Raw genomic sequence first — 19,811 nt, 5'->3', positions numbered from 1 at the left:
TGCTAGATTCTATGTATCTTTATCTACATTATTTAACATAACTTAAAGGTAAATATATGAAGATAAATGCAAACTCTATTAGACTTGGCACTGTTTTAGAACATAAAAACCGTTTATATGTGGTAGTTAAAAACCCAGAACATACCCAACCAGGAAAAGGTGGAGCTTATGTTCAGGTGGAAATGAAAGACATAAAAACTGGCACTAAGCTAAATGAGCGCTTCAGTTCTTCAGAATCTGTTGAAAAAATTCGTTTAGATGAGAAAAAATATCAATTCCTATATTTTGAGGATGATAATCTAACTCTAATGGACAATGAAACTTTTGAACAAATCCTTATAGACAAAAAACTTTTAGGCGATCAGCTGGCATTTGTACAAGATGGAATGGAAATTACACTCGAACTTCATGAAGAAGAAGTTATCAGCGCAGCTGTACCAGAGAAAATCACCGCCACAGTAGAAACAACTGAACCGGTAATTAAAGGTCAAACCGTAACCTCCTCATTTAAGCCGGCTATTTTAGATAACGGCGTGAGGGTAATGGTTCCACCATTTGTTAATATTGACGATAAAATAGTTGTTAGAACAACTGATTGCACATATTTAGAAAGAGCGAAATAATTATGAGTACTAACATCTCCCATCAAGTAAAATTAATCAATGATGCAATCCATGAATCTGCTCGTTTTATGCAGAGAGACTTTGGAGAAATAGTTCAATTACAAAACTCTAAACGTGGAGTAAGTGACTTCACTCATAAATGCTATTCTCGCTTGCAAAATAAATTGATTAGCGCCTTAGATCAAAGACGCCCTAATTATGGGATTATTTTAGCCAACGAAACCACCCCAAAAGATGAATATTTCTTTTGTATTGAGCCAATATCTGGCATAGATAACTTTCAAAAAGCTATTCCTTTCTGCGCAATCGCCATAGCTTTATTTAAACAAGAAAAAGGAATTATAGAGCCTCAAGCTTTAAGTATTCATAACCCTATTCTGCGTGAAACATTCTATTGCGGCAAAGGGATTGGATCTTGGTTTGAAAATTACAATGAAACCAATGTTCCAAAATCCAGAATGCGTGTTTCAAAACAAGGAGACGTTGTTAATGCAATCACCTCAGCTCCTTTTGAGATAGATTTAACATTAAGCCGTCGTCTTGGTTCATCCCTGCTTGAAATGGCTTATTTATCATGCGGTAGAGTAGATCTAGTGATTCACAAAGCTGAAAGCCTGCTCACCCAAGCAGCTTTCCTAATGGTTCGTGAAGCTGGTGGACATGCCGAAGAAAAAGATAATAAATACTTTGCCTGCAATAATAACTTGCTTAAATCAGCATCTGAAATTTTTAACAAGCATTATTACGCTGATGAGTAAACACTCAAAAACCACTCTCTCCAGTTTCGTAACCTAAGAGGTCTTTCCACCCCTTTCGTCATTGCAAGCACCTTTTCACCCCTTTCGTCATTAAAACCTCTTCCCTCTTTCGTCACCTAAGAGCGCTTTTTTTTAAAGCGCGTGGCAATCCATTCGTCTCGCCTTAAGGGATTGCTTCGTCGCTAACACTTCCCTCGCAATGACGGACGGGATACTAACACTTCCCCCGCAGTGACGGACGGGATACTAACACTTCCCTAACAATGACCGAGCTATTAGGTCTTAACACCTAATTCACCACCTACCACCACGAATGGCTCTACCGGCAGCTTTCTGTTGTTTTCTTAAAACATCTCTCTGAGTATCATTTACTTCAAATACTTTCTTCTTCACGGTATGCTTTGAGAGAAAATTTGCCATCCTCTTAGCAACATTTTTTGCATCTTCAATAGCAGACTGCTTAGTATGATTAGCTCTTATTTTTTGTCCTATCTCTTTTTGCGCCTCAATTAAAGCCGTTCTTAATTCTGCCTTATGCTCTGCCGGAACTATTTTAAAAATATTTTGTCCATCTTTCCCTTTAACATCTGCATGAGCTCCGTTTATAACTAGTCTTTTCGCTAATTCAAGATATACGTCTTTGATATTTTTCTGCCCCTCATTCTTTTTCCAAGCCTCAGCCACTTGTACTAATGGAGGAGTTTCTGCTGTTTCTGGAGTAAAACTCACCCCCGCCTCACTTAGTTTTGGTAGCAATTCTGTAACTCGCTCGGGTGTTAACTTCTCATTATTAAGAATTCTAGTTAAAATTGGTCCTTTGTTACTAACATCATATTCTCTTATAGCATCCCTATCAGCTTTTTCTAAAGCACTTGAAAAGTTACTAATAGTACCTTTACCGTACAACTCCTTATCTCGCAATTTTCTCTTTACATATTCTTTACTTACATCATCTTTTTTATTTAAAAATTTATCTAAAACGTCTTTTGTTGCTTTTTCATTTTTCTTTTTCGCAGCCTCTGCAGCTTTTTTCTCTGCTACCACTCTTCTTTCAACTTTTTCTTGATTATGCTTTTCTAATGCTTCAGGAACACCACCCTTAACACCTTGTTCCACCAATACTGGCAGCAACTCTTGTGAATCTCTTCTTAGATTAACTTGATCAAGTAAACCAGATGGATTAAAATTTACTCCTACTTTTTTTAATGCAGGAAGAATACTTTTTAACTGTTCTTTTGTAAGATTTTCCTCACCAATAATTCTTGTTAAAATTGGCCTTCCCATACCTTTATCATATCGTTGAAGAGCTTCTTTATCAAGTTCTTTTAGTCCTTTCTTAAATTCTGCAATGTTTTTTTCATTATATGGATTAGTATTACCAAAAAGAGATTTATCAACCTTCCCTAAAAAACCATTAAAAAGAGCCTTTACTACATCTGTTTTTTCTATTTTATCTTTCATTTTCTGACGTGCTTCATCTCTGTTGGGTTTATTTTTTGACATATTATTTACTCCTTTAATTTACTCCAATAGTAATAACTATAAACCTCAACAATTAACAAACTCTTAAATTATATAATATAAACAGGACTATTTTACCCTAGTTTACATACCAGAATCACAATTCATTAAGGTATTAACTATATATAAATTATTAATTGACTGTCTTCTATGTTTATGCTAATAACATGCAATTAAATTTCTTTGATAAAGATTATCAAATATGGTGGATTTCCATAAAACAATATCATATAAATCTTTTCTCTATAACATAGTTTTTCAAACAGGGCTTAAATTACTATATAGCGGCATCATAACATCCCAAACACCACTCATGCTTCATAAACTCACCATGGATGGGGGCATCTATTTATTGAATTATTTTTTTGGCTCTAAAACCACAAATAATATTCTTAAACATATAGACATTAGTATTCCTCTAATGCAGTATTATATGTTTGGAAGCAATTATAAAACCAATGAATTTGAAGATCTTACAGTCACTCTTACAGCGGCAAGCGTTGTAGACTCCACAACCGATGTTACATTTATTAATGGCACCACATTCAAAACTGCTATAAAAGACCCTATCAAAATTCTTTGCAAGAGCATCCTAACGGAAGAATCATGTCCTTTTGTAATAAGAGGTCCTGGATGTGAATTTTTAGGAGTTATGTCAGCTAATATTGCTGTTGAAAGCTATAATAAAGGATCAATCTTTGTTAATTACACCAATCTTGTTTATAAAACCATACCAGATGCCATAGCAAAACCTTCTGCATCTTTGGTTAAAAAATCTGCCATTAAAGATTTTAATTTTAACTACGTCTCTGCGGAAGCCATATATAGAATCTTAGGTAATAATCAAAAAATAGTTCTTGATTATATAATAAACCCTAAAAACAATGATAATATTCCATCTAAAGAATATGATCCACAAACTTTAATACACCTCTTTAAAAACCTAACCCCCGCTAATAACTCATATATTCCTTTTGAAGAAGAATATCTCATTTCCTATAAAGATCATATGTTAGGTATATCAGAAGATTATCCCCTCCAAATAAACGCATGACAAGCAAGTATTAATAAGTTATAATTCTTAGCATTCTTATTTAATCTAAAAGACATAGATAAATGAATAAAAACACATTAACCGTAGGCTTCGCAGTATTTGCCATGTTTTTTGGCGCTGGAAATATGGTTCTTCCATTATATATAATGCAAAAATGGCCAGATAGCTGGTTGCCTGCCTTTATTGGTTTCTGCATAACTGCAGTTTTAGTTACCATGCTTGGTTTGCTAGCATCTGTTCTTGTTCAAGGGAATATCAAAAAATTCTTCTCTCCTCTAGGTCTTTTAGGTAGCATGACTCTTCAAACCATTTTAATAGCCATTGAAGGTCCGTTTGGAGTTGTTCCACGAAGCTTGATTGTTGCTTTTGGAGGAGTAAGAAATATTTGGCCAGAACTAAGCCCTCATATATTTTATTTAATATCTTGCATTGCTGTATTTTATCTCTCCCAAGATAAAAAGAGAGTTATTAAAATAATTGGAAATTTTATCACTCCAGCCATGATAATATTCTTAAGTATAGTCATTGGCCAATCTTATTTAGAATTTGGCACGGACAGCATCAACTTAGATTTTAGCCGTAGTGAGGCATTTTTTAATGGTTTGCTTGAAGGATATTTAACTTATGATCTCCCAGGAGCAATTTATTTCACTAGCATAGCAATGGCTTATCTAACGGCTATTAGTAGTGATAAAAAAAATATTCTAAAAAATGGCATTAAATCAAGTATTATTAGTGCCACATTGCTAACCGCTGTATATTCAATGTTTATTTATCTAGGTTTGTCTCACAGTGAATTACTGGAGAATGTATCCCCAGAACAAATCCTGCCTAGCATTATCAAAGGGTCTTTAGGAACTGGATTCTCACTTCTATTTGCAATTTTCATATTCCTAGCCTGCATAAGCACTGCCATAGCTGCTATAACCATCTGGACAGACTTTATCCACCACTATTTTCCAAAACTTCAATACAAAAGAATTTTAGGAGTTAGTTTATCTATTTCATACGGAGTATGTATGCTTGACTTTGCTCGATTAATGAGTTTATTAGGACCAATATTAAACTGTATCTATCCAATATTAATTATCCTCACAGTGTATAATATCATCATCCATTTAAAGAACATCAATGAGCCAGAACACTTAGAAGATAGCCCTAAGTAATTTATTATATTGAAGCATCTTCACAACCACCAATTATATTCAATCCTTCTATAGAAGGTAGCTACTTATCTCACCTTCAGAAGTAGCGTTGACCTGGCTACTAAATTCCACTTCAATAGCATTCTCAGTTATATGATCCATCCAACTTCATAACAAGTAATTGATTTAAAAGATGAACAGTTTCATCTGATAGTCCAACTAAGGAGGTAATCCTCATTCCATTAAGATCTGTCAGCTCATTTGCCAACTCAACCATAACCATCTCTAAAAAATCTCCAGAAAAAAGCAACCCCTCCTGATTTATTGGAGTTAAATCTACTCCCCCAAAGGTGATATTCTGTTGAAGATGCTCAGAAACTTGATTCGCTAATAAATTATAGGGAGATTCTTGATCCATAACAACTTCAGCAGGCATAACAATTGGTAAATTTTCAATATCTATATTCCAAATAGATTCTTCAAGTGCATTTATAAGTATATTTATGATTTCACCATGTCCAGAAGCAATAGCTCTATCCATAACACTATTTCCATCACTATCTATAAAATTAATATCAAGACCTCTATCAACCAGAGCTTGAAAAATATTAGCATCACCTCTAATTATCGCATATTTTATAATTATATCTAGATATTCTGGATTTTGCAGAGTCTCACGAGGAAGTTCGTTGTTGATAAAAGCAACAGCTTCACTAGAGGAAACTGTCTCAATGTTATGTAGTAAAAGAAAAATTTTAGCTCCAAGGTTAGCTTCATCTTTCCTTTTGTTATAACCATCTACAGCTTCTCGTAATTCTTTCATATTTAATCTCCAATTCTTAATAACATCCTTCCAAAGACATATCTAACATATTACCAGTATAATCAAAATTCTGCTCCCCTGTAATTAAATCATCATCAGTAGCATTATCATAACTCATTGAAATAATACAATCTTCATAGATTAATGACATCAGAGCATCGCCTGTCATTCTTAAATCATCAACCAAGGCTTGATATATAAAATCTCTTATTTCGTCAGTGGCAGCAAGATCTGCAGCACTATCCCCTGCATTATTTGCAACAAAACTCACTCCATATCTCACAAGCAGTATAACAGCATCTATGTTACCATTCATTGCTGCTATATGTAATGGAGTATTTCCATCATCGTTTTGAATATTCACATCAGCCATTAATCTCAATAAGGATTTTATAACTGTAACATCTCCAGAATCAGCAGCATAATACAAAGCAGTGTTTCCTTGGTTATTTCTAATATCAGGATTCATCCCCCTTGATAACAAAAATTCTACCGTTGCTTCTGCTCCAAAGGAGTTATAATTCATTGTGGCGTAATGTAAAGCATTGTTTTCATTATCATCTAAGAGATTTAAATCTGCTCCTCGATCTAATAACATCCTTACAAGATCAACTCTTCCATTATAAGCTGCCATATGCAGAGAAGTTTCTCCATCTAAATTAGTTAAATTAGCATCAGCATTAAGACTCAATAAATCTCTAACAGCATCAACACGACCATTCATTATAGCAACATGAAGAGGAGCATTTCCAACATCGTCTAATATATTAACACCATAGTCATGTTGGGATATTAAATGCATGGCCGCTTGCCAGTTATCTTCACGAATATAAAGAGACACTTGATTAAATATCTCATTCATTAATGCAAGTTCCTCTTCCGTGATTTCATCTGCGCTATCAACAGAGTCAATTTCTGTTTCACTTGTATCACTAGAATCACCTAAAATAATCTTAGCGGAGAACCTTAAAAAACTGTAATATTGTCGCTTACTCATAATTATATAATTTATGCTGTTTAACAAACAAAACAACATAGCTAATTATTAAATAAAATCAATACATATTATATAAATAGAAAAATACTTCCAGTTACCAATAGAGAGAATACAGATTTAGGATATAATTTTTGATATCTAGCAAGTAAACTAAAGTTTAGTAGCAAAGTTCCGGCTAATAAAACAGCCATGACATATTTTGGAGTTAGGCCTAAAAACTTAAATAGCAGCGCCCCTATCGCCGTCATGCTAATCTCTAGAATTATATAGATAGGATCAATAGGAGCCTTACAATAATTACACTTAAACCAAGTACTAAACCAATTTAGTATTGGAAAATACTCATAAAATTCAAGCTTATGATTACATACTGAGCAATGAGGAGCCTTCCCCATTTGACTATTTATTCCATTAATAGGAATAAACCTAGGGATTCTAAAATAAGCTGATGTTAGATAATTCCCTATCATTAGCCCATAAAATCCTGCTAGCACATAAAACATTTTTATTCCTTTATTCTTATCTCAACTTTTAAGTATATCTCACCTAAAATCTTTAGGCTAATAAATAATGATATATAATTGCAATCTAGTTATAAGACTTAAACCATTCATCTTACCACATAGCCCTTTTACGGCGCATTGTAGGAGCACTACGACCAGTTCCAGTTACCACACTAACCTCATTTGAAGCAGAATCTATAGTTATTTGCCCACCAGCTTGTGTTACTTTATTTACAGTTAAACTAACTTGTCCTTGATCGTCTTTAGTTATACTTTTTGAAACTTTATCATTCCCAGATGTTATAGTTACACTATTCCCATCAGAACCTTTTGAAGATTCTAAACTTTTGTAATTCCCATCATTATCAGTAACATAGGCACTCTTCTCCTTAGATACTCCCGCTCCAGCCTCTAGATCTTTCTCTATTTCCATTTCCTCTGTAAGATCAACAGATTTTCCATTATACTGAGTAGATAATTCCATAGATCTTTCTTTCTCGAACTCTGCCCCACTTCCTAACTCTTTCTCTACTTCCATTTCCTTTGCAAGATCAACAGATTTTCCATTATACTGAGTAGACAACTCCATAGATTTTTCTTTCTCAAACTCTGCTCTACTTCCTAACTCTTTTTCTATTTCCTTTTCCTTTGATTTAACTACAGAAGTTGTACCGTCCTGGCTAGAAATTTCTTTCGATTTCTCTTGCTCATTACTAGCATCCGCTGTCATACTAAATGATAAAAAAGGTAAGCTAAATAAAACTGTGGTTACTTTTAAAAAATCTTTACTCATAATATTTACTCCTTATATTTTGAACAATCTAAAATTAGTTATAAAAACTCTAATCCCCTTTAATTCTTTGTAAACTTAAGTCATATAATGTAAGTGGTTCTCTTTTAATTTCAGGATTTCCCTCTCTGGCTTTCAAAGCCAATTCCTTTAAATACTTGGGCGCAGCAAATAGATCTGTATTACCATTGAGATCTAGTTTTCTTAAGTTTCTTGCTGATATACTTAAATCAGTTTCAGTTTCTTTATCGAACCAAAAAGTAAATCCCCAAAATGCTAAAGCTTCAATTAGCCACTGTCCCTTTCTTAAAAAAACATCTTTACCATTAGTCATAGTAAATTGTAAATCTTTCTCTAGCCTATCTTCATCTTTACCAATAAAATGAATGGCACATTCATTAGGAAAAATATTGTACTCTGCAAGAGATTCAATCATAACATCACCCCACTTACCCATCTCTGGAACATCTGGAATTGCTATAAATATCGCTTCTTTTTCAGGAAAAACAGCCTTAAATTGTTTTATTTGCTGTTCTATTGTTAGTGGGTTTACCAATGGATCAAATAGTGGATCTCCTTTTAAATTACAAGACCCCATCACGTAAACCAATTGCATATTCTTTAAAGCAAGAATCCTTTCCAAACTTGCCTTATGGCCAATATGCATCGGCTGTCTCTTACCAATTGAAAGAATATATTTTATGTTTTGAGACTTTAATTCCTCTATAGTATGAACCATCAATTATTCCAGTTTCCATCACATACATTACTTATCTTCTTCACTTTACAAGTTATTGATAAATAAATTGTAAAGTCCAGCGTGATATTTACTAACCTTCCCTTCTCTTTTTATTCGCCAAAGCTTCAGCGCCTTTCTCATAATTTTTATCTTCTATTTCTTTCTGTCCGGGGGTAACAGGAGGACCAAATTCCACCGCTGTTGTTTTATTTTGAAACTTCTGTCTCATAAAACTGGACACTCCTGTTTTAGCAGATTCTCTTTCTTCTCGATATGCCTCTTGTTTCACAGTATTTTCACTTCCACCTGTAACTAAGGAAACCTTACCTATCGCCTGCCTGGCTTCTTCTGCTACTTTAGGAGGAACCTTAGCATCTGCAGCAATCTCTACCACCTCAACCATATCCTTCATAATATTTAAATCATTCTGTTTGCTATCCACGCCTTGGTTGCTTCTTAAACGATTAGCTGCAATGGCAATTCTATTTTCCATCTCAGCTATCTGTCTTTCTTCCTTAAGCTTTGCTTTTTCAGCAGCTTTCTCTTCTTGAGTTTTTGGAGAAAGAACTTTTTTTATAAATTTTTTAGCCACCCCTTTAAAGAATCCTAAATCTTGTTCTTTTTCTTCTTTTTTTTCCTTATCATCTTTTTTTACAGGCTCTTGCTTTTTTTCCCTTTTTTTCTCAACAGATTTATTAATATCAGTTTTATATTTGCTATGTATCTTCTTCGTCAGCTCTTCAATCAACTCTTTCTCTTCTTCACCTTTAACAGCGCATATTTTACGCATCTCTTCGGTTAATTCTGTTAAGCTTTTTGCATCTATATCAATTATTCCTGAAGTATCATCAGCCATAGTCTCTCCCTTAATTATTCATCTATTAAAGTATAGTCTAGCACAGATTTTTAGATTATTCAGTAAAAGATTATTTACAAATAATTAACTACTAACATAATCATAGTCAGGAATAACTCCAACACGAATTGGAATAGGAGTCACATAACTTTGAGTTGTTGTGTTATACTCAACAACTTCTGGCACATAGGTCTCAGTCCTTGTAACAGCAATTTCTAAAAAAGCTGGAGTTTCACGACCAGGCACTATAGAGCTAGGAGCCAGCATATTCATAATTTCTTGAATTTCTGCTGTGGATACATGATTTAAATATACTTGCCCATAATGATCTGTAGATGAAATAAATTCACCTTCCCTAATTGAATTTACATTGATATTTAGCCTATATTCAAGAGCATTAACCTCAATTCTTCCAAGATAGCCCCGTGATGTGTCTGCAGATTGGCTTAGAGATACGTCTCTCATAATATTTGCATAAGCCAAAGCTCTGGCATTGCTCATACTAATAATCAAGTCTAAAAACTGTGCTTCACCAACTGGATCATATGAGCCTTGTGCCGACAGAGGAATAAAATTTACACTATAATTTACTTCTACAAATCTTTCTGTAACCTCATTATCTCTTATAAATCTAGTCGCCTCAAATTCTAACAACTCTCTAACGGATTGAAGACGCCCAATAGTATCCACTTCTTCATGCATATCTCCCCTTTCTATAGCTCTTTGAATTAAATGATGTTGAAGATTTGCAAATAAACTCATAATAATAACCTAAGACTTAATAAGATTGACATAACCAAGGAGATTATATGATCTATTAATCATCAGTCAATATAATTACCTTTTCTTTTCAAACAACACCTCTCCTGAACTTTCTAGATTAATCACATAGTTTTCTTCTTCATTCACTTCTCCTAACCTCTCATAATGACTAATTATAAACTTACCAATTAAGCTACTGCCATTGGCAAATTTAAATTTATACTTAGCAAGTTTGCCTGTAAAAACTAATTCTTGAAGATATATTTCTCCAGCGCTATCTGTAAATGCTCCAGATCCGCTAATACTCACATATCTTAACCCAGCCTCATTCAGCAATTCTCGCCAAGCAATAGAATTATTATTGCTAGAATCTATTAATTGGCTATTCACCACCATTTTTAAATTTCGCATACCACCAACGGCCTGCCATTGATCTGCCTGCTTTAAGCTTAGCAAAACCAAAGATCCACTATATATCATATCTATTTTCTCTAATATTGTAATTAACCAACAACAGCCTTAAATTTCATATTAATTTGATGTGTAACTCCATCATTTTGCAAACTTATTTTTTCTTCTAAACATCTCATAAGAACAACTTTATCTTCCCCATTAATATTAAGAACCCCTTTAATATTCCTAGATATCTCTAACATGTTTTTTAGGCTTTTATCACGCAGATATATAATTATCTTAAAGTTAGCGTCTAATATTTCTTGATTCACCACAGACCTGTTTTTGCTATTAAATTCACCAATATAAATATAAGGAAAATAGCTATTATAAGGAACCTGATAATAAATCCCCTTCACTTGATTCTTAATGGAATCTATATCTAGTTTTTGGTATATAAATTGTTGTAGATATAAGAGCATAATTTTTCCTACAAAATAATTAAAAAATAGGTTATCCCCAGAGATCTAGGAATTTAAAAAGAACAAAATAAATAATCAGAGTAAAAACAATGAATTAGTTTCTAAAGACCATAATAGGAAGTATCTTCTCCAAAGATAAAATAAGGATATAAACAAACATATGAAACTTTACAACATTTCCATTATCTAAAATATAATTAGCCACATCATCATAGTTAATAATATTATGAATCCCCAAGCTATATTAATTTACATATTACCTTTTATGCACATATATAACTATGAGTTACCAATTATATAACTTCCTGTCCAATAATCACAGTAACCGCATTCTTTTCATCTTCATTGATGATTCTTTTTATCTTAAATGTTTTTTCAGAATATATAATTCGCATATCTCTTGTAATTTTAGGATTATAACGAATTCTAAAACGATAAAGCGAATTATCCATCAGTTGCATGGAAGAAAAACTCTCACCAGATTTATGGTTATATAAAGCTTTAGCTTCAGCATTTAGCGTCTCAAAATAGGTCCAAGACTCTTCCCTTCCACCTAGACCATCGTCTTTAAATATAGGCTCTTGAATAACAATAATTTGTCTTAAACATGATGTAAAACTACTCATCCTAAAACCTCACTCTTCTATATGGCTGATATAAATTTCTTGCTGCCACTGGCAATGTTTTATCACTGCCTCTCATATCATAAAGCCTAGCTAAATGTTCTAACATTCCTTGTTTTATAGGGGCCGGAAGATCCTCAACTTCATAACCTACCGAATATGTAATCTCAGCTTTCTCAATTATGAAATGACGTTTCATATTAAACTCATTATTGCCTAAAACATAATGATCACTAGATAAATAACTAACCTCTCCATTTTTCTTATAAAGCTTAAAGCTATCTATTCTATTAATTGGCCCATGAATTAATTTAACTCTAATTGGCAAATCTCCATGAATGGTTATTTTCCAAGTAGTCCTCTTTAATTTTCTAGAGGTATAATTCTCAGCTACCACACACGCAATATCCAACATCTCTTCAATCATTTCATCATCATATGAATGATTAACTCGCAGATATTGCTTTGCTAATTTTAGGGTAATAAAATTTGTCTTAGAGACTTGTAGCCTCTCTAGGTTTGATTGCATAATTCTCTCTTTATTTTGGATTATTAAATTATTTATTGAGTATTTGCTATTAATAGTTGTATGATCTATATTAAATTATAATGTAAAAAAGAAGGTGTTATAAGCTATGGTCACTTTTCCATCATCTATGTCTGAAACAATGATTAGAGGAGACGGTATGAAAATCAGAAATATGATTTCCCTCTATAATCTTGATGTTCACCAACAAGATGAAAAAGAAAACACCTTGCTCCATTATGCTGTATTGAGCGGCAATGAAGACACCGTCAGAACCATATTAAAATTAAATCCAAACCCTAAAATACAAAACAAGGAGGGCAAAACACCTTTACAGTTAGCAAAAAAACGTGGATTCATTTTGCCAGAAGATATAACCTTCCAACTAACCCCCCCCCCATAACAAAGTGCATGAAGCACTAATTGGAGGCAATGAACTACAGATCAGGAACTTAATATTCACAAAGGAGCTTGATATCAACAAACCAGATGAAGATGGGAACACCCTGCTCCATTTAGCTATACTTAGTGGCAATGAATCTTCTGTTAAAGCCATCTTAGATCTAGAACCTGATCCCACAATAAAAAACAAACAGGGAAAAACCCCTTTACAATTGGCTAAAACTTTAGGAGGAGAAATCGCCGAAAACACAGCCCATCAATTGGATGAGCATCTACGCATAGAAGTAATACGTTCAACACCTAATAAAGAATTTGTAAATAAATTAGTACTTGGCGGAGCAGACCCTAGCAGTAAAGATTTACAAGGCAAATCAACTGTAAGCATCCTAGAATCTGGAGGACGCAGAGGTTATTTTGAAACCAAAGATGAGTTAGACCCCAGCAGCAAAGAACTTGAATTACTAGACATAATAGAATTAGCAACACAACAAAAAGAAAAGGAACCTACACCGAAAGAGCCTAATAAAAAAGTAAGAAAATCTATAAAATCTATTATACAAAGCATGAGAAAGAAAATTAGCTTTAATTTCAGTGTGTCAGAGAAAGCTAAAAATTTTTTCTATTCTAACAAAAGAAATAGCAGAAAAACAACTGGCAGACAAAAATAATTGAAGGCATCACCCACCCCTAAATGCTAACATCACGAATAATAACGAGCTTAGAGTGATCTGCCACTTTTTTTTGTTGCTTTGTTATAAATAGCATGGGCTGCATTCATAACACGCTTCACCCTAGAACTTCTAATAGCTTCCCCAATAGCCTTTTGTCTATCTATATACCTAGTTCTAGTTGATTTTTGTTCCTCTGGTATATAACCCATTTTAAGAATATTTTTCATTCTTTGAAAAGAGTCCGCCATAATACCAGATTTCTTTCCTGTATTTTTTTTACTTTTGATTTCCTTGCCAAGCTCACTCTGTATATTCACTAAATCTTGCTTTTTCTCTTTAATAAATTCTGGAGGCAATGATTTAAGTAAGTTTTTAAACTTACCTATCTCCATTAGTTGATCTTTAGACATTTCTTTTATAGCATCTATAATTGCTTGCTTTTTTTGCTTTTGATCATAAACAGAAGAACAAAGTTTACTGAGTCTACCATTAACACGTCCAGATTGAATAATCTCTTTCAATCTTCTCTGATCAAATTGATTAAATTGATTTTCTTTATTAACCAATTCGTTAAATGACTTTAAAGTACTGTCATATTCTTCTGTAGAGTTCATTCTTCTTCCATATCAAAGTTGTTTCCAAGAGCAATGTTATATAAAAATCATTAAAAAGTGATTAACAAGATTAAAATAGAGGGAGAATGATTTACGCTTCAATCTCCCAAACCAAGTTCCAATGTGAAGAAGGAACATTTGGATTATTCATTGCATTATATATCTATTAGTATTTAAAGACATGTCATATTTGTCAATTAGCATTTATTTATCACCAAAAGAATTTGGAGCCTGGGTACCAGGCCTCATTGCATAAGACACCGCTTTAACTAATTGATTAAACATTTGTTTATTAGAAAACATATCGCTAACGGAATCTTGTTTCACCATTGATCTACCCACCACTTTACCAAACCCCCTACCCAAATCATCACTCACCATCTCAGATTTATTAGACTTAGTATTCTTCTCAGATTTAAGTTCTGAAACCTCCTTGGCTAATTCCTGAACTTGGGCCTTTAATATTTCTAACTCATTAATTTCTTTTCTTAACATATATTTTCCTTGTATAATTAAAAATAACTGATATTAACAATCTTAAGATATTTTCAATAACTTAATTGCCTCAAAATTAGTTACATCTCCACCTACCCTCTTAGTAGCATAGAACTTAACGAATGGCTTATAAGTATAAGGGTCTCTAAGAATTCTAATTCCAGCACGATCAACAATTTTATACCCTGATTTAAAGTCACCCAGCGCAATACTCAAAGAACCTTTATTTACCATAGGCATATTTGTTGCTTCATACACAGGAACTCCAAACAAACTATCAGGAGCACCAACTTCTGTAGACGGATTCCATATATATTTACCTGTTACATCATCCTTAATGGTTCTGGCTATATACATAGTGGATCTATTCATTAAAAAACTTGCATTACGACAATAATTTTCTTTCATCGAGAATAATAAATCTAAAAGACATTCATAACCAAAATTATGCTCTGATTTAGAGATTTTCTGCTCAATTTTATCAGCTCCATATGTTAAAATACCTCTAGGACAGCTAGATCCATCTCCATGAAAAAAAGCCTCGCTTTCTAATTTATCAAAGCTATTAACTAATTTCTCAGCAAGCCAATTTTCAATATCAATTGATGAATCATCTATTAATTTCTGTGTTGCTGCAGGCTGAGCATAAAGCTCAAACACTGGAATATTTCTTTTATGAATCTTTGGGGTGTCTGTTTCTTCTCTCATAGAGACTTCTGTAGTCCACCCGGCCTGCGCTTGGTCAACATCCTCAATAATATCTAAAGATCCACTTGAAATTATCTCACTCGATGCTAACTGACGCATCGGTGATAAACCTTCTAAATCTCTAATAATTTCGTTAGAAGTTTGTCTACTTATTAAATAACCACCATCTGAATCAGAACTACTCGACAAAGACTTCTGCTCAATTCTATTTAGCCCCTGCTCACTACCAAACCTTAAGTAATTATTGAAAGCTGCTTTATGTTCATGATCATTACCAGGAACGAATAATTCCCCTCCAGAAAATGGTCTAGACATGCTTGTTTCAATATCATCTAATCTAGATTTATAATTATCTAAATATGCATTAATTTTCAATAATTGCTGATTAAGAAGAGGATCAGCTGAACCCTTCTGCTCAGTAGATTTTAAAATTTCTTCGTTCACTAACTTAAAATCTTCCCAAGCCTGTTGATTATTTGTTTTCATATTATCTCCTAGTTTTTTATGTTGATTCTTTACTTCTAAAATGTTTGCATCCATGTTAGCTGGAAAAGTCACCAGACTTATTTCCCATAGATCAATGTTTTCTATTATTCTTGTATCTTGTTTATAGTGATATTTTAATGGTTTAAAGCCAATGCTAACTCCTGAAATAGCCTTAGACTTAACTAAATTATAAGCTGTTTTGGCCTGAGGCAAATCCAGCAATAGCTTTGCCCTGAAATATAACCCATAATCATCCTCATAAATTTCTTCCACAATTCCTATGGGCTCTTCTAAATTATGCTGCCAAAGCAATTTTACCTTTTGTGGATCAATTTTCTTAAAGGCTCCATTATTAATTAGGTCATTATGTTGATCAACCACTCCAAAAACACTAGCATATCCGCTAATAACTCCTTCTTCCTCATTTAATAAACTACTGTCAATAGTTACATTTTTTCTATTTATATCCTTCATGACTAATTTAACCATCCTATTTTTGAGTTAATCATACTTATATACGTCTTTATATTTACATCTTTATTTTTATTTTAATTCTTTCTTAACACTACTCCATGATAATTTACTTTTAGTTACTGTATTATGACTTTTGCAACCTAAAGAGTAACAAAAACCCTATTAATTAAAAAAAATTAAGTTTTTGTTTATTTTTTGCTTGCTATATATTTATTAATTGTTATTAATTATTTGTAACGTAATAAATTGCGAAAAAGTTAATAACGTCAACTTATCGTAATAATTTGAAAACAACAAAAAACACTAACTATTAATTTGGACAAAATTTACTATGAAAAGAAAATTATCATTTGACGACTTAGCTGACTCAGCACATCCTCCTACATCTCCATTTTCTGTAGGTGATCTATCTCCTATTATAAATCCATCCCCCATGCAATCTCAGCCAGCACCTGGATTTGAAACTCCACCGCCTACGCAACCTGGAGGAGCTTTAACTATTACACCAACAAATCATCTTCTTTTTGGATATCATACACCTGCGCATGGCAATGCACCACTTGCTGGAATTGTTATACATGGAGGAGCGCACAGTCCTGGAGCCATTGGCCCTAATGCAATGACCCCTCAATATGAAGCTCAATCCCCCATTCAGCAAACTCAACTTGTGTTTACTGATAGCGAGAGCGAGGGCGAAACTGATACTACAGAAGAGATTACAGACCAAGAGATATTGGATGCTGTTACTATCATTACAACAGATACTCCGGTTAGAGATCAGATACCCAATGCAAGAATAGATGGCTTAACACCATTAAGACCCAACGAAATGATAATAAATCCTTTTGCTGATGGTGACACTACTTCAGATTCAGAAAGTGATTCAGAAGATTTAAACAATGCATTCATCTTAGATGACAAGGCAGATATTTTACAAGGTGAGCATAGTTTATTCACTCTAAAAGAATTAGAAGAAGAAAATTCTTAATATCATAAGCCTTAAATTATAATTTAGGGCTTTTTTTTACCAGCAAGAAACCTAACTATTAATTTGGACAAAATTTACTATGAAAAGAACTTTTGCAGAGATGTCTTATCCTGCACCAAATGTGCAACAGACTCCACCTCAAACTCCAGAACATGGACAGGTAACCCCTGATAATAACCAACAACAAGCGCCACTACATGGAGGAAATTTAGTTGTTGGAAATAATCCTCAAACTCCAGAACATGGACAGGTAACCCCTGATAATAACCAACAACAAGCTCCACTGCATGAAGGAAATCAATTTCACCCCCTTCATTATACTCCAGAACATGGACCATTATTTGGCTCACCTACATCTGTAGGCCATTTTATTTTTACTCCTCTAGCTATAACTCCTGTAGGAACTCCTAATCAACAGGCAGAACAACATGCTGGAATAGCAGAGTTTTATGCTCAAAATGGAATAATTCCAATGGGAAACCAGCATCAAGGCGGAGAAGTGGTTATTAATACCCCACACGATGGTCTAAATATTGTAGAAGTTATGCAAGGAAATGGCGCAATTCCTCTATCCACACCAGAAAGTGGTCTTAGTAATGGAGATATAGCCCAAGTAATGCAAGGCGATCAAGGAATTCAACTTTTTCCACATACTCCTGGTGATAGCGATAGTGATAGCACTTCAGATGAAAGCTCTGCTAACGAAAGCGATAATGGAATTGTTAGAAATCTTTTTAATGATTTTGCAATCGAAGATAATTCTGACACCGCAGAAGAATCTAATACTCATCAACAAGCAGTAATTAATAGATATAACGGTGCAGATATCATAAATCCTTTCACTGGTCAAGCTTTTGAAAGTGTTTTTGGTCCTGATTCAGATGAACCTTATAATCTTGTACAAGGAGTTGAAGAGATGCACTTAGATGGAGAGACGACTTCTGAAAGTGGAGATAGCAATAAAGAAGATGACCAAGAAATTTTAGGTCAAACTAACCATGGATTTTCAGATGGATATATCTCTGATGAATAAGATTTATAAAACTATACTAGCCTATGGGATGGTATAATATCATCTAAATCTATACGCCTTAATTGCTTTTTAAGGCGTATATTTTTATAATACATCGCCATTTTCTATTGGCGATAAACCAATCATCTGACGTTTTTCATTAACAGTTAAAAAAGATGCATTTTCAATTCTTGCCCAAATTTTTTCTCTCCTTGCAGAAAGCCCACTAATTTCATTAACATCATATGCCAAGCTTAAACCATCACCATACATTGGAACCAGCCAATGATTGAGGCTATCCGTTAAATGATCCAACATGGGAATCACCGTCTCTTCCCAAAGAGCTAATCTGGCCTCTTGCATATTACTATAAGTATTGTCACCTGGGATGCCAAGTAATTGAGGAGGAACTCCAAAACTTAAAGCAATGTCTCTTGCTGCGCTATTCTTAGACTCTATAAAATCCATATCTTTTGGAGACATGCTCATCTCCTGCCATTCAAGCCCACCTTCCATTACAATAGGTTTACCTGCATTTTTATTACCCATGAAAGATTCTTCCATTTGCTCTTTAATACGGGTGTATTGCTCGTCAGAAAGAACAGCATCATATGCACCATTACTTTTAACAACCAATGCACCCGAAGGACGCGCAGCATTCTCAAGCAGTGACTTATTCCAAGCCGCTGCCTGATTATGCTGGTCAATGCTAAATGCCGCAGCTTCAACTGAAGAAAGCCCTCGGAGATCATCTAGCGGATGGAAGTTTTTAATGTGTAATATCTTAGTATGTCCGGTTATTTTATTGCATGGATAGAATTTTTCTACAGTCTTAACCTTATAAATATAGCCAGCAACATTACCAAAACCATCTGGTACAATACTCACTCTATCTGGCCTAAGAATATGCAATTCTTTTGGTGGAGAATCATCTCGTCCAAGTGCTTGAATAAAAGCATTTCCACTAATTAATTTATAAGCATAAATATTTTCAAAAAACTCAGCTCCAGCATAAAATGGATTAGGACGATGAAGCAATTTTAGAAGTGGATGATCCTGAAGTTTAACTTTATGTTTATGTTTTGTTTTATAAAGAGCCCAAGGTACACTGGCAGCAGCCTGAGATACCATATTTATTGCCCTATGCGCAATTACATTCTTAATATAAGCTTGATCAGAAAATTGTTCATATTCTCTTGAAGACCAATGAGGTGTATTCATTTCATAAAAATATGACTTATCTGACGAATGTGATCTATTCTTCATTACAGATTTATCGCTAGATTTTGTAAAAAATTGTTTAAACCTGTTGGTCATATATATCTCTCCTGAGAATTATCATATATTAATGGATAAAATTATTTTG

At 33.7% G+C, this 19,811-nt stretch carries 24 protein-coding genes; 8 read left to right on the top strand and 16 right to left on the bottom strand.

Annotated features, from left to right (window positions below):
• Positions 1–56: 56 nt before the first annotated feature.
• Both efp and N4A31_02910 read left to right on the top strand, forming a co-directional pair.
• A complete protein-coding gene (gene efp / locus N4A31_02915; protein ID MCT4635184.1) occupies positions 57–623 on the top strand; it encodes an elongation factor P in 567 nt (188 codons plus the stop codon).
• Positions 624–625: 2 nt separating this feature from the next.
• Positions 626–1,381 (top strand): hypothetical protein, encoded by a 756-nt coding sequence (locus tag N4A31_02910; protein ID MCT4635183.1) that lies wholly within the window; start codon positions 626–628, stop codon positions 1,379–1,381.
• Positions 1,382–1,675: 294 nt separating this feature from the next.
• Here N4A31_02910 and N4A31_02905 read toward each other — a convergent pair whose 3' ends face one another.
• Positions 1,676–2,884, bottom strand: a complete 1,209-nt coding sequence (locus tag N4A31_02905) for a hypothetical protein (protein ID MCT4635182.1) — start codon at positions 2,882–2,884, stop codon at positions 1,676–1,678.
• Positions 2,885–3,104: 220 nt separating this feature from the next.
• On the opposite strand from N4A31_02905, the gene N4A31_02900 reads away from it, so the two are divergent.
• Positions 3,105–3,956 (top strand): hypothetical protein, encoded by an 852-nt coding sequence (locus tag N4A31_02900; protein MCT4635181.1) that lies wholly within the window; start codon positions 3,105–3,107, stop codon positions 3,954–3,956.
• 62 nt (positions 3,957–4,018) lie between these two features.
• Positions 4,019–5,122, top strand: coding sequence for a branched-chain amino acid transport system II carrier protein (locus N4A31_02895; protein ID MCT4635180.1), 1,104 nt, complete (start codon positions 4,019–4,021; stop codon positions 5,120–5,122).
• Positions 5,123–5,246: 124 nt separating this feature from the next.
• Here the strand turns inward: N4A31_02895 and N4A31_02890 are convergent, their stop codons facing one another.
• The 11 genes from N4A31_02890 to N4A31_02840 all read right to left on the bottom strand — a co-directional run bounded on the left by N4A31_02890 (position 5,247) and on the right by N4A31_02840 (position 12,598).
• Positions 5,247–5,924: an ankyrin repeat domain-containing protein gene (locus N4A31_02890; GenBank protein MCT4635179.1), complete on the bottom strand. Its 678-nt coding sequence runs from the start codon at positions 5,922–5,924 to the stop codon at positions 5,247–5,249.
• A gap of 16 nt (positions 5,925–5,940) precedes the next feature.
• The gene (locus N4A31_02885; protein ID MCT4635178.1) at positions 5,941–6,921 is read right to left on the bottom strand and encodes an ankyrin repeat domain-containing protein; all 981 of its coding nucleotides are present in this window, start codon (positions 6,919–6,921) and stop codon (positions 5,941–5,943) included.
• 68 nt (positions 6,922–6,989) lie between these two features.
• Positions 6,990–7,424 (bottom strand): prepilin peptidase, encoded by a 435-nt coding sequence (locus N4A31_02880; GenBank protein ID MCT4635177.1) that lies wholly within the window; start codon positions 7,422–7,424, stop codon positions 6,990–6,992.
• Between the two features lie 112 nt (positions 7,425–7,536).
• Positions 7,537–8,217, bottom strand: a complete 681-nt coding sequence (locus N4A31_02875; GenBank protein MCT4635176.1) for a hypothetical protein — start codon at positions 8,215–8,217, stop codon at positions 7,537–7,539.
• A 49-nt stretch (positions 8,218–8,266) separates the two neighbouring features.
• Positions 8,267–8,953: a hypothetical protein gene (locus N4A31_02870; protein MCT4635175.1), complete on the bottom strand. Its 687-nt coding sequence runs from the start codon at positions 8,951–8,953 to the stop codon at positions 8,267–8,269.
• Positions 8,954–9,044: 91 nt separating this feature from the next.
• Positions 9,045–9,809, bottom strand: coding sequence for a hypothetical protein (locus N4A31_02865; GenBank protein ID MCT4635174.1), 765 nt, complete (start codon positions 9,807–9,809; stop codon positions 9,045–9,047).
• 84 nt (positions 9,810–9,893) lie between these two features.
• A complete protein-coding gene (locus tag N4A31_02860) occupies positions 9,894–10,571 on the bottom strand; it encodes a hypothetical protein (GenBank protein ID MCT4635173.1) in 678 nt (225 codons plus the stop codon).
• A 75-nt stretch (positions 10,572–10,646) separates the two neighbouring features.
• Positions 10,647–11,051 (bottom strand): phage tail protein, encoded by a 405-nt coding sequence (locus tag N4A31_02855; protein MCT4635172.1) that lies wholly within the window; start codon positions 11,049–11,051, stop codon positions 10,647–10,649.
• A gap of 23 nt (positions 11,052–11,074) precedes the next feature.
• Positions 11,075–11,446 carry a hypothetical protein gene (locus tag N4A31_02850; protein ID MCT4635171.1) on the bottom strand — a complete coding sequence of 124 codons (372 nt, stop codon included), beginning with the start codon at positions 11,444–11,446 and terminating at the stop codon, positions 11,075–11,077.
• Between the two features lie 293 nt (positions 11,447–11,739).
• Positions 11,740–12,072: a phage head closure protein gene (locus N4A31_02845; GenBank protein MCT4635170.1), complete on the bottom strand. Its 333-nt coding sequence runs from the start codon at positions 12,070–12,072 to the stop codon at positions 11,740–11,742.
• A gap of 1 nt (position 12,073) precedes the next feature.
• On the bottom strand, positions 12,074–12,598 hold the full coding sequence (locus tag N4A31_02840; protein MCT4635169.1) for a head-tail connector protein: 525 nt from the start codon (positions 12,596–12,598) through the stop codon (positions 12,074–12,076).
• Between the two features lie 106 nt (positions 12,599–12,704).
• Between N4A31_02840 and N4A31_02835 the strand changes: the two genes are divergently transcribed.
• Together N4A31_02835 and N4A31_02830 are read left to right on the top strand one after the other, a co-directional pair.
• A complete protein-coding gene (locus N4A31_02835; protein MCT4635168.1) occupies positions 12,705–12,998 on the top strand; it encodes an ankyrin repeat domain-containing protein in 294 nt (97 codons plus the stop codon).
• Between the two features lie 4 nt (positions 12,999–13,002).
• Entirely contained in the window at positions 13,003–13,665 is a 663-nt protein-coding gene (locus tag N4A31_02830; GenBank protein MCT4635167.1) for an ankyrin repeat domain-containing protein, read from the top strand.
• A 50-nt stretch (positions 13,666–13,715) separates the two neighbouring features.
• Here N4A31_02830 and N4A31_02825 read toward each other — a convergent pair whose 3' ends face one another.
• From N4A31_02825 to N4A31_02815, 3 genes are all read right to left on the bottom strand, one after another.
• Positions 13,716–14,282, bottom strand: a complete 567-nt coding sequence (locus N4A31_02825; protein ID MCT4635166.1) for a hypothetical protein — start codon at positions 14,280–14,282, stop codon at positions 13,716–13,718.
• 204 nt (positions 14,283–14,486) lie between these two features.
• Positions 14,487–14,777: a hypothetical protein gene (locus tag N4A31_02820; GenBank protein MCT4635165.1), complete on the bottom strand. Its 291-nt coding sequence runs from the start codon at positions 14,775–14,777 to the stop codon at positions 14,487–14,489.
• A gap of 42 nt (positions 14,778–14,819) precedes the next feature.
• Complete coding sequence (locus tag N4A31_02815; GenBank protein MCT4635164.1) at positions 14,820–16,445, bottom strand: phage major capsid protein; 1,626 nt, start codon at positions 16,443–16,445, stop codon at positions 14,820–14,822.
• 331 nt (positions 16,446–16,776) lie between these two features.
• Between N4A31_02815 and N4A31_02810 the strand changes: the two genes are divergently transcribed.
• Together N4A31_02810 and N4A31_02805 are read left to right on the top strand one after the other, a co-directional pair.
• Positions 16,777–17,433, top strand: coding sequence for a hypothetical protein (locus N4A31_02810; GenBank protein ID MCT4635163.1), 657 nt, complete (start codon positions 16,777–16,779; stop codon positions 17,431–17,433).
• Between the two features lie 79 nt (positions 17,434–17,512).
• Complete coding sequence (locus N4A31_02805; GenBank protein ID MCT4635162.1) at positions 17,513–18,466, top strand: hypothetical protein; 954 nt, start codon at positions 17,513–17,515, stop codon at positions 18,464–18,466.
• An 84-nt stretch (positions 18,467–18,550) separates the two neighbouring features.
• Here the strand turns inward: N4A31_02805 and N4A31_02800 are convergent, their stop codons facing one another.
• Complete coding sequence (locus tag N4A31_02800; protein ID MCT4635161.1) at positions 18,551–19,762, bottom strand: phage portal protein; 1,212 nt, start codon at positions 19,760–19,762, stop codon at positions 18,551–18,553.
• Between the last annotated feature and the right edge of the window lie 49 nt (positions 19,763–19,811).

The sequence above is a fragment of the Rickettsiales bacterium genome (assembly GCA_025210695.1).
GTDB lineage: Bacteria > Pseudomonadota > Alphaproteobacteria > Rickettsiales > CANDYO01 > CANDYO01.
Note: the sequence above shows the minus strand (reverse complement) of the source record. Positions and strands in the feature narration are given on the sequence as shown.

Excerpts from the sequence above, each read along its gene's own strand:
- N4A31_02865 (MCT4635174.1), bottom strand. The coding sequence starts at position 9,809 with ATGGCTGATGATACTTCAGGAATAATTGATATAGATGCAAAAAGCTTA.
- N4A31_02910 (MCT4635183.1), top strand. The coding sequence starts at position 626 with ATGAGTACTAACATCTCCCATCAAGTAAAATTAATCAATGATGCAATC.
- N4A31_02800 (MCT4635161.1), bottom strand. The coding sequence starts at position 19,762 with ATGACCAACAGGTTTAAACAATTTTTTACAAAATCTAGCGATAAATCT.
- N4A31_02845 (MCT4635170.1), bottom strand. The coding sequence starts at position 12,072 with ATGAGTAGTTTTACATCATGTTTAAGACAAATTATTGTTATTCAAGAG.
- N4A31_02905 (MCT4635182.1), bottom strand. The coding sequence starts at position 2,884 with ATGTCAAAAAATAAACCCAACAGAGATGAAGCACGTCAGAAAATGAAA.
- N4A31_02880 (MCT4635177.1), bottom strand. The coding sequence starts at position 7,424 with ATGTTTTATGTGCTAGCAGGATTTTATGGGCTAATGATAGGGAATTAT.
- N4A31_02890 (MCT4635179.1), bottom strand. The coding sequence starts at position 5,924 with ATGAAAGAATTACGAGAAGCTGTAGATGGTTATAACAAAAGGAAAGAT.
- N4A31_02850 (MCT4635171.1), bottom strand. The coding sequence starts at position 11,446 with ATGCTCTTATATCTACAACAATTTATATACCAAAAACTAGATATAGAT.
- N4A31_02895 (MCT4635180.1), top strand. The coding sequence starts at position 4,019 with ATGAATAAAAACACATTAACCGTAGGCTTCGCAGTATTTGCCATGTTT.
- N4A31_02820 (MCT4635165.1), bottom strand. The coding sequence starts at position 14,777 with ATGTTAAGAAAAGAAATTAATGAGTTAGAAATATTAAAGGCCCAAGTT.
- N4A31_02900 (MCT4635181.1), top strand. The coding sequence starts at position 3,105 with ATGGTGGATTTCCATAAAACAATATCATATAAATCTTTTCTCTATAAC.
- N4A31_02885 (MCT4635178.1), bottom strand. The coding sequence starts at position 6,921 with ATGAGTAAGCGACAATATTACAGTTTTTTAAGGTTCTCCGCTAAGATT.
- N4A31_02810 (MCT4635163.1), top strand. The coding sequence starts at position 16,777 with ATGAAAAGAAAATTATCATTTGACGACTTAGCTGACTCAGCACATCCT.
- N4A31_02815 (MCT4635164.1), bottom strand. The coding sequence starts at position 16,445 with ATGAAGGATATAAATAGAAAAAATGTAACTATTGACAGTAGTTTATTA.
- N4A31_02825 (MCT4635166.1), bottom strand. The coding sequence starts at position 14,282 with ATGAACTCTACAGAAGAATATGACAGTACTTTAAAGTCATTTAACGAA.
- N4A31_02835 (MCT4635168.1), top strand. The coding sequence starts at position 12,705 with ATGGTCACTTTTCCATCATCTATGTCTGAAACAATGATTAGAGGAGAC.
- efp (MCT4635184.1), top strand. The coding sequence starts at position 57 with ATGAAGATAAATGCAAACTCTATTAGACTTGGCACTGTTTTAGAACAT.
- N4A31_02840 (MCT4635169.1), bottom strand. The coding sequence starts at position 12,598 with ATGCAATCAAACCTAGAGAGGCTACAAGTCTCTAAGACAAATTTTATT.
- N4A31_02805 (MCT4635162.1), top strand. The coding sequence starts at position 17,513 with ATGAAAAGAACTTTTGCAGAGATGTCTTATCCTGCACCAAATGTGCAA.
- N4A31_02860 (MCT4635173.1), bottom strand. The coding sequence starts at position 10,571 with ATGAGTTTATTTGCAAATCTTCAACATCATTTAATTCAAAGAGCTATA.
- N4A31_02855 (MCT4635172.1), bottom strand. The coding sequence starts at position 11,051 with ATGATATATAGTGGATCTTTGGTTTTGCTAAGCTTAAAGCAGGCAGAT.
- N4A31_02875 (MCT4635176.1), bottom strand. The coding sequence starts at position 8,217 with ATGAGTAAAGATTTTTTAAAAGTAACCACAGTTTTATTTAGCTTACCT.
- N4A31_02870 (MCT4635175.1), bottom strand. The coding sequence starts at position 8,953 with ATGGTTCATACTATAGAGGAATTAAAGTCTCAAAACATAAAATATATT.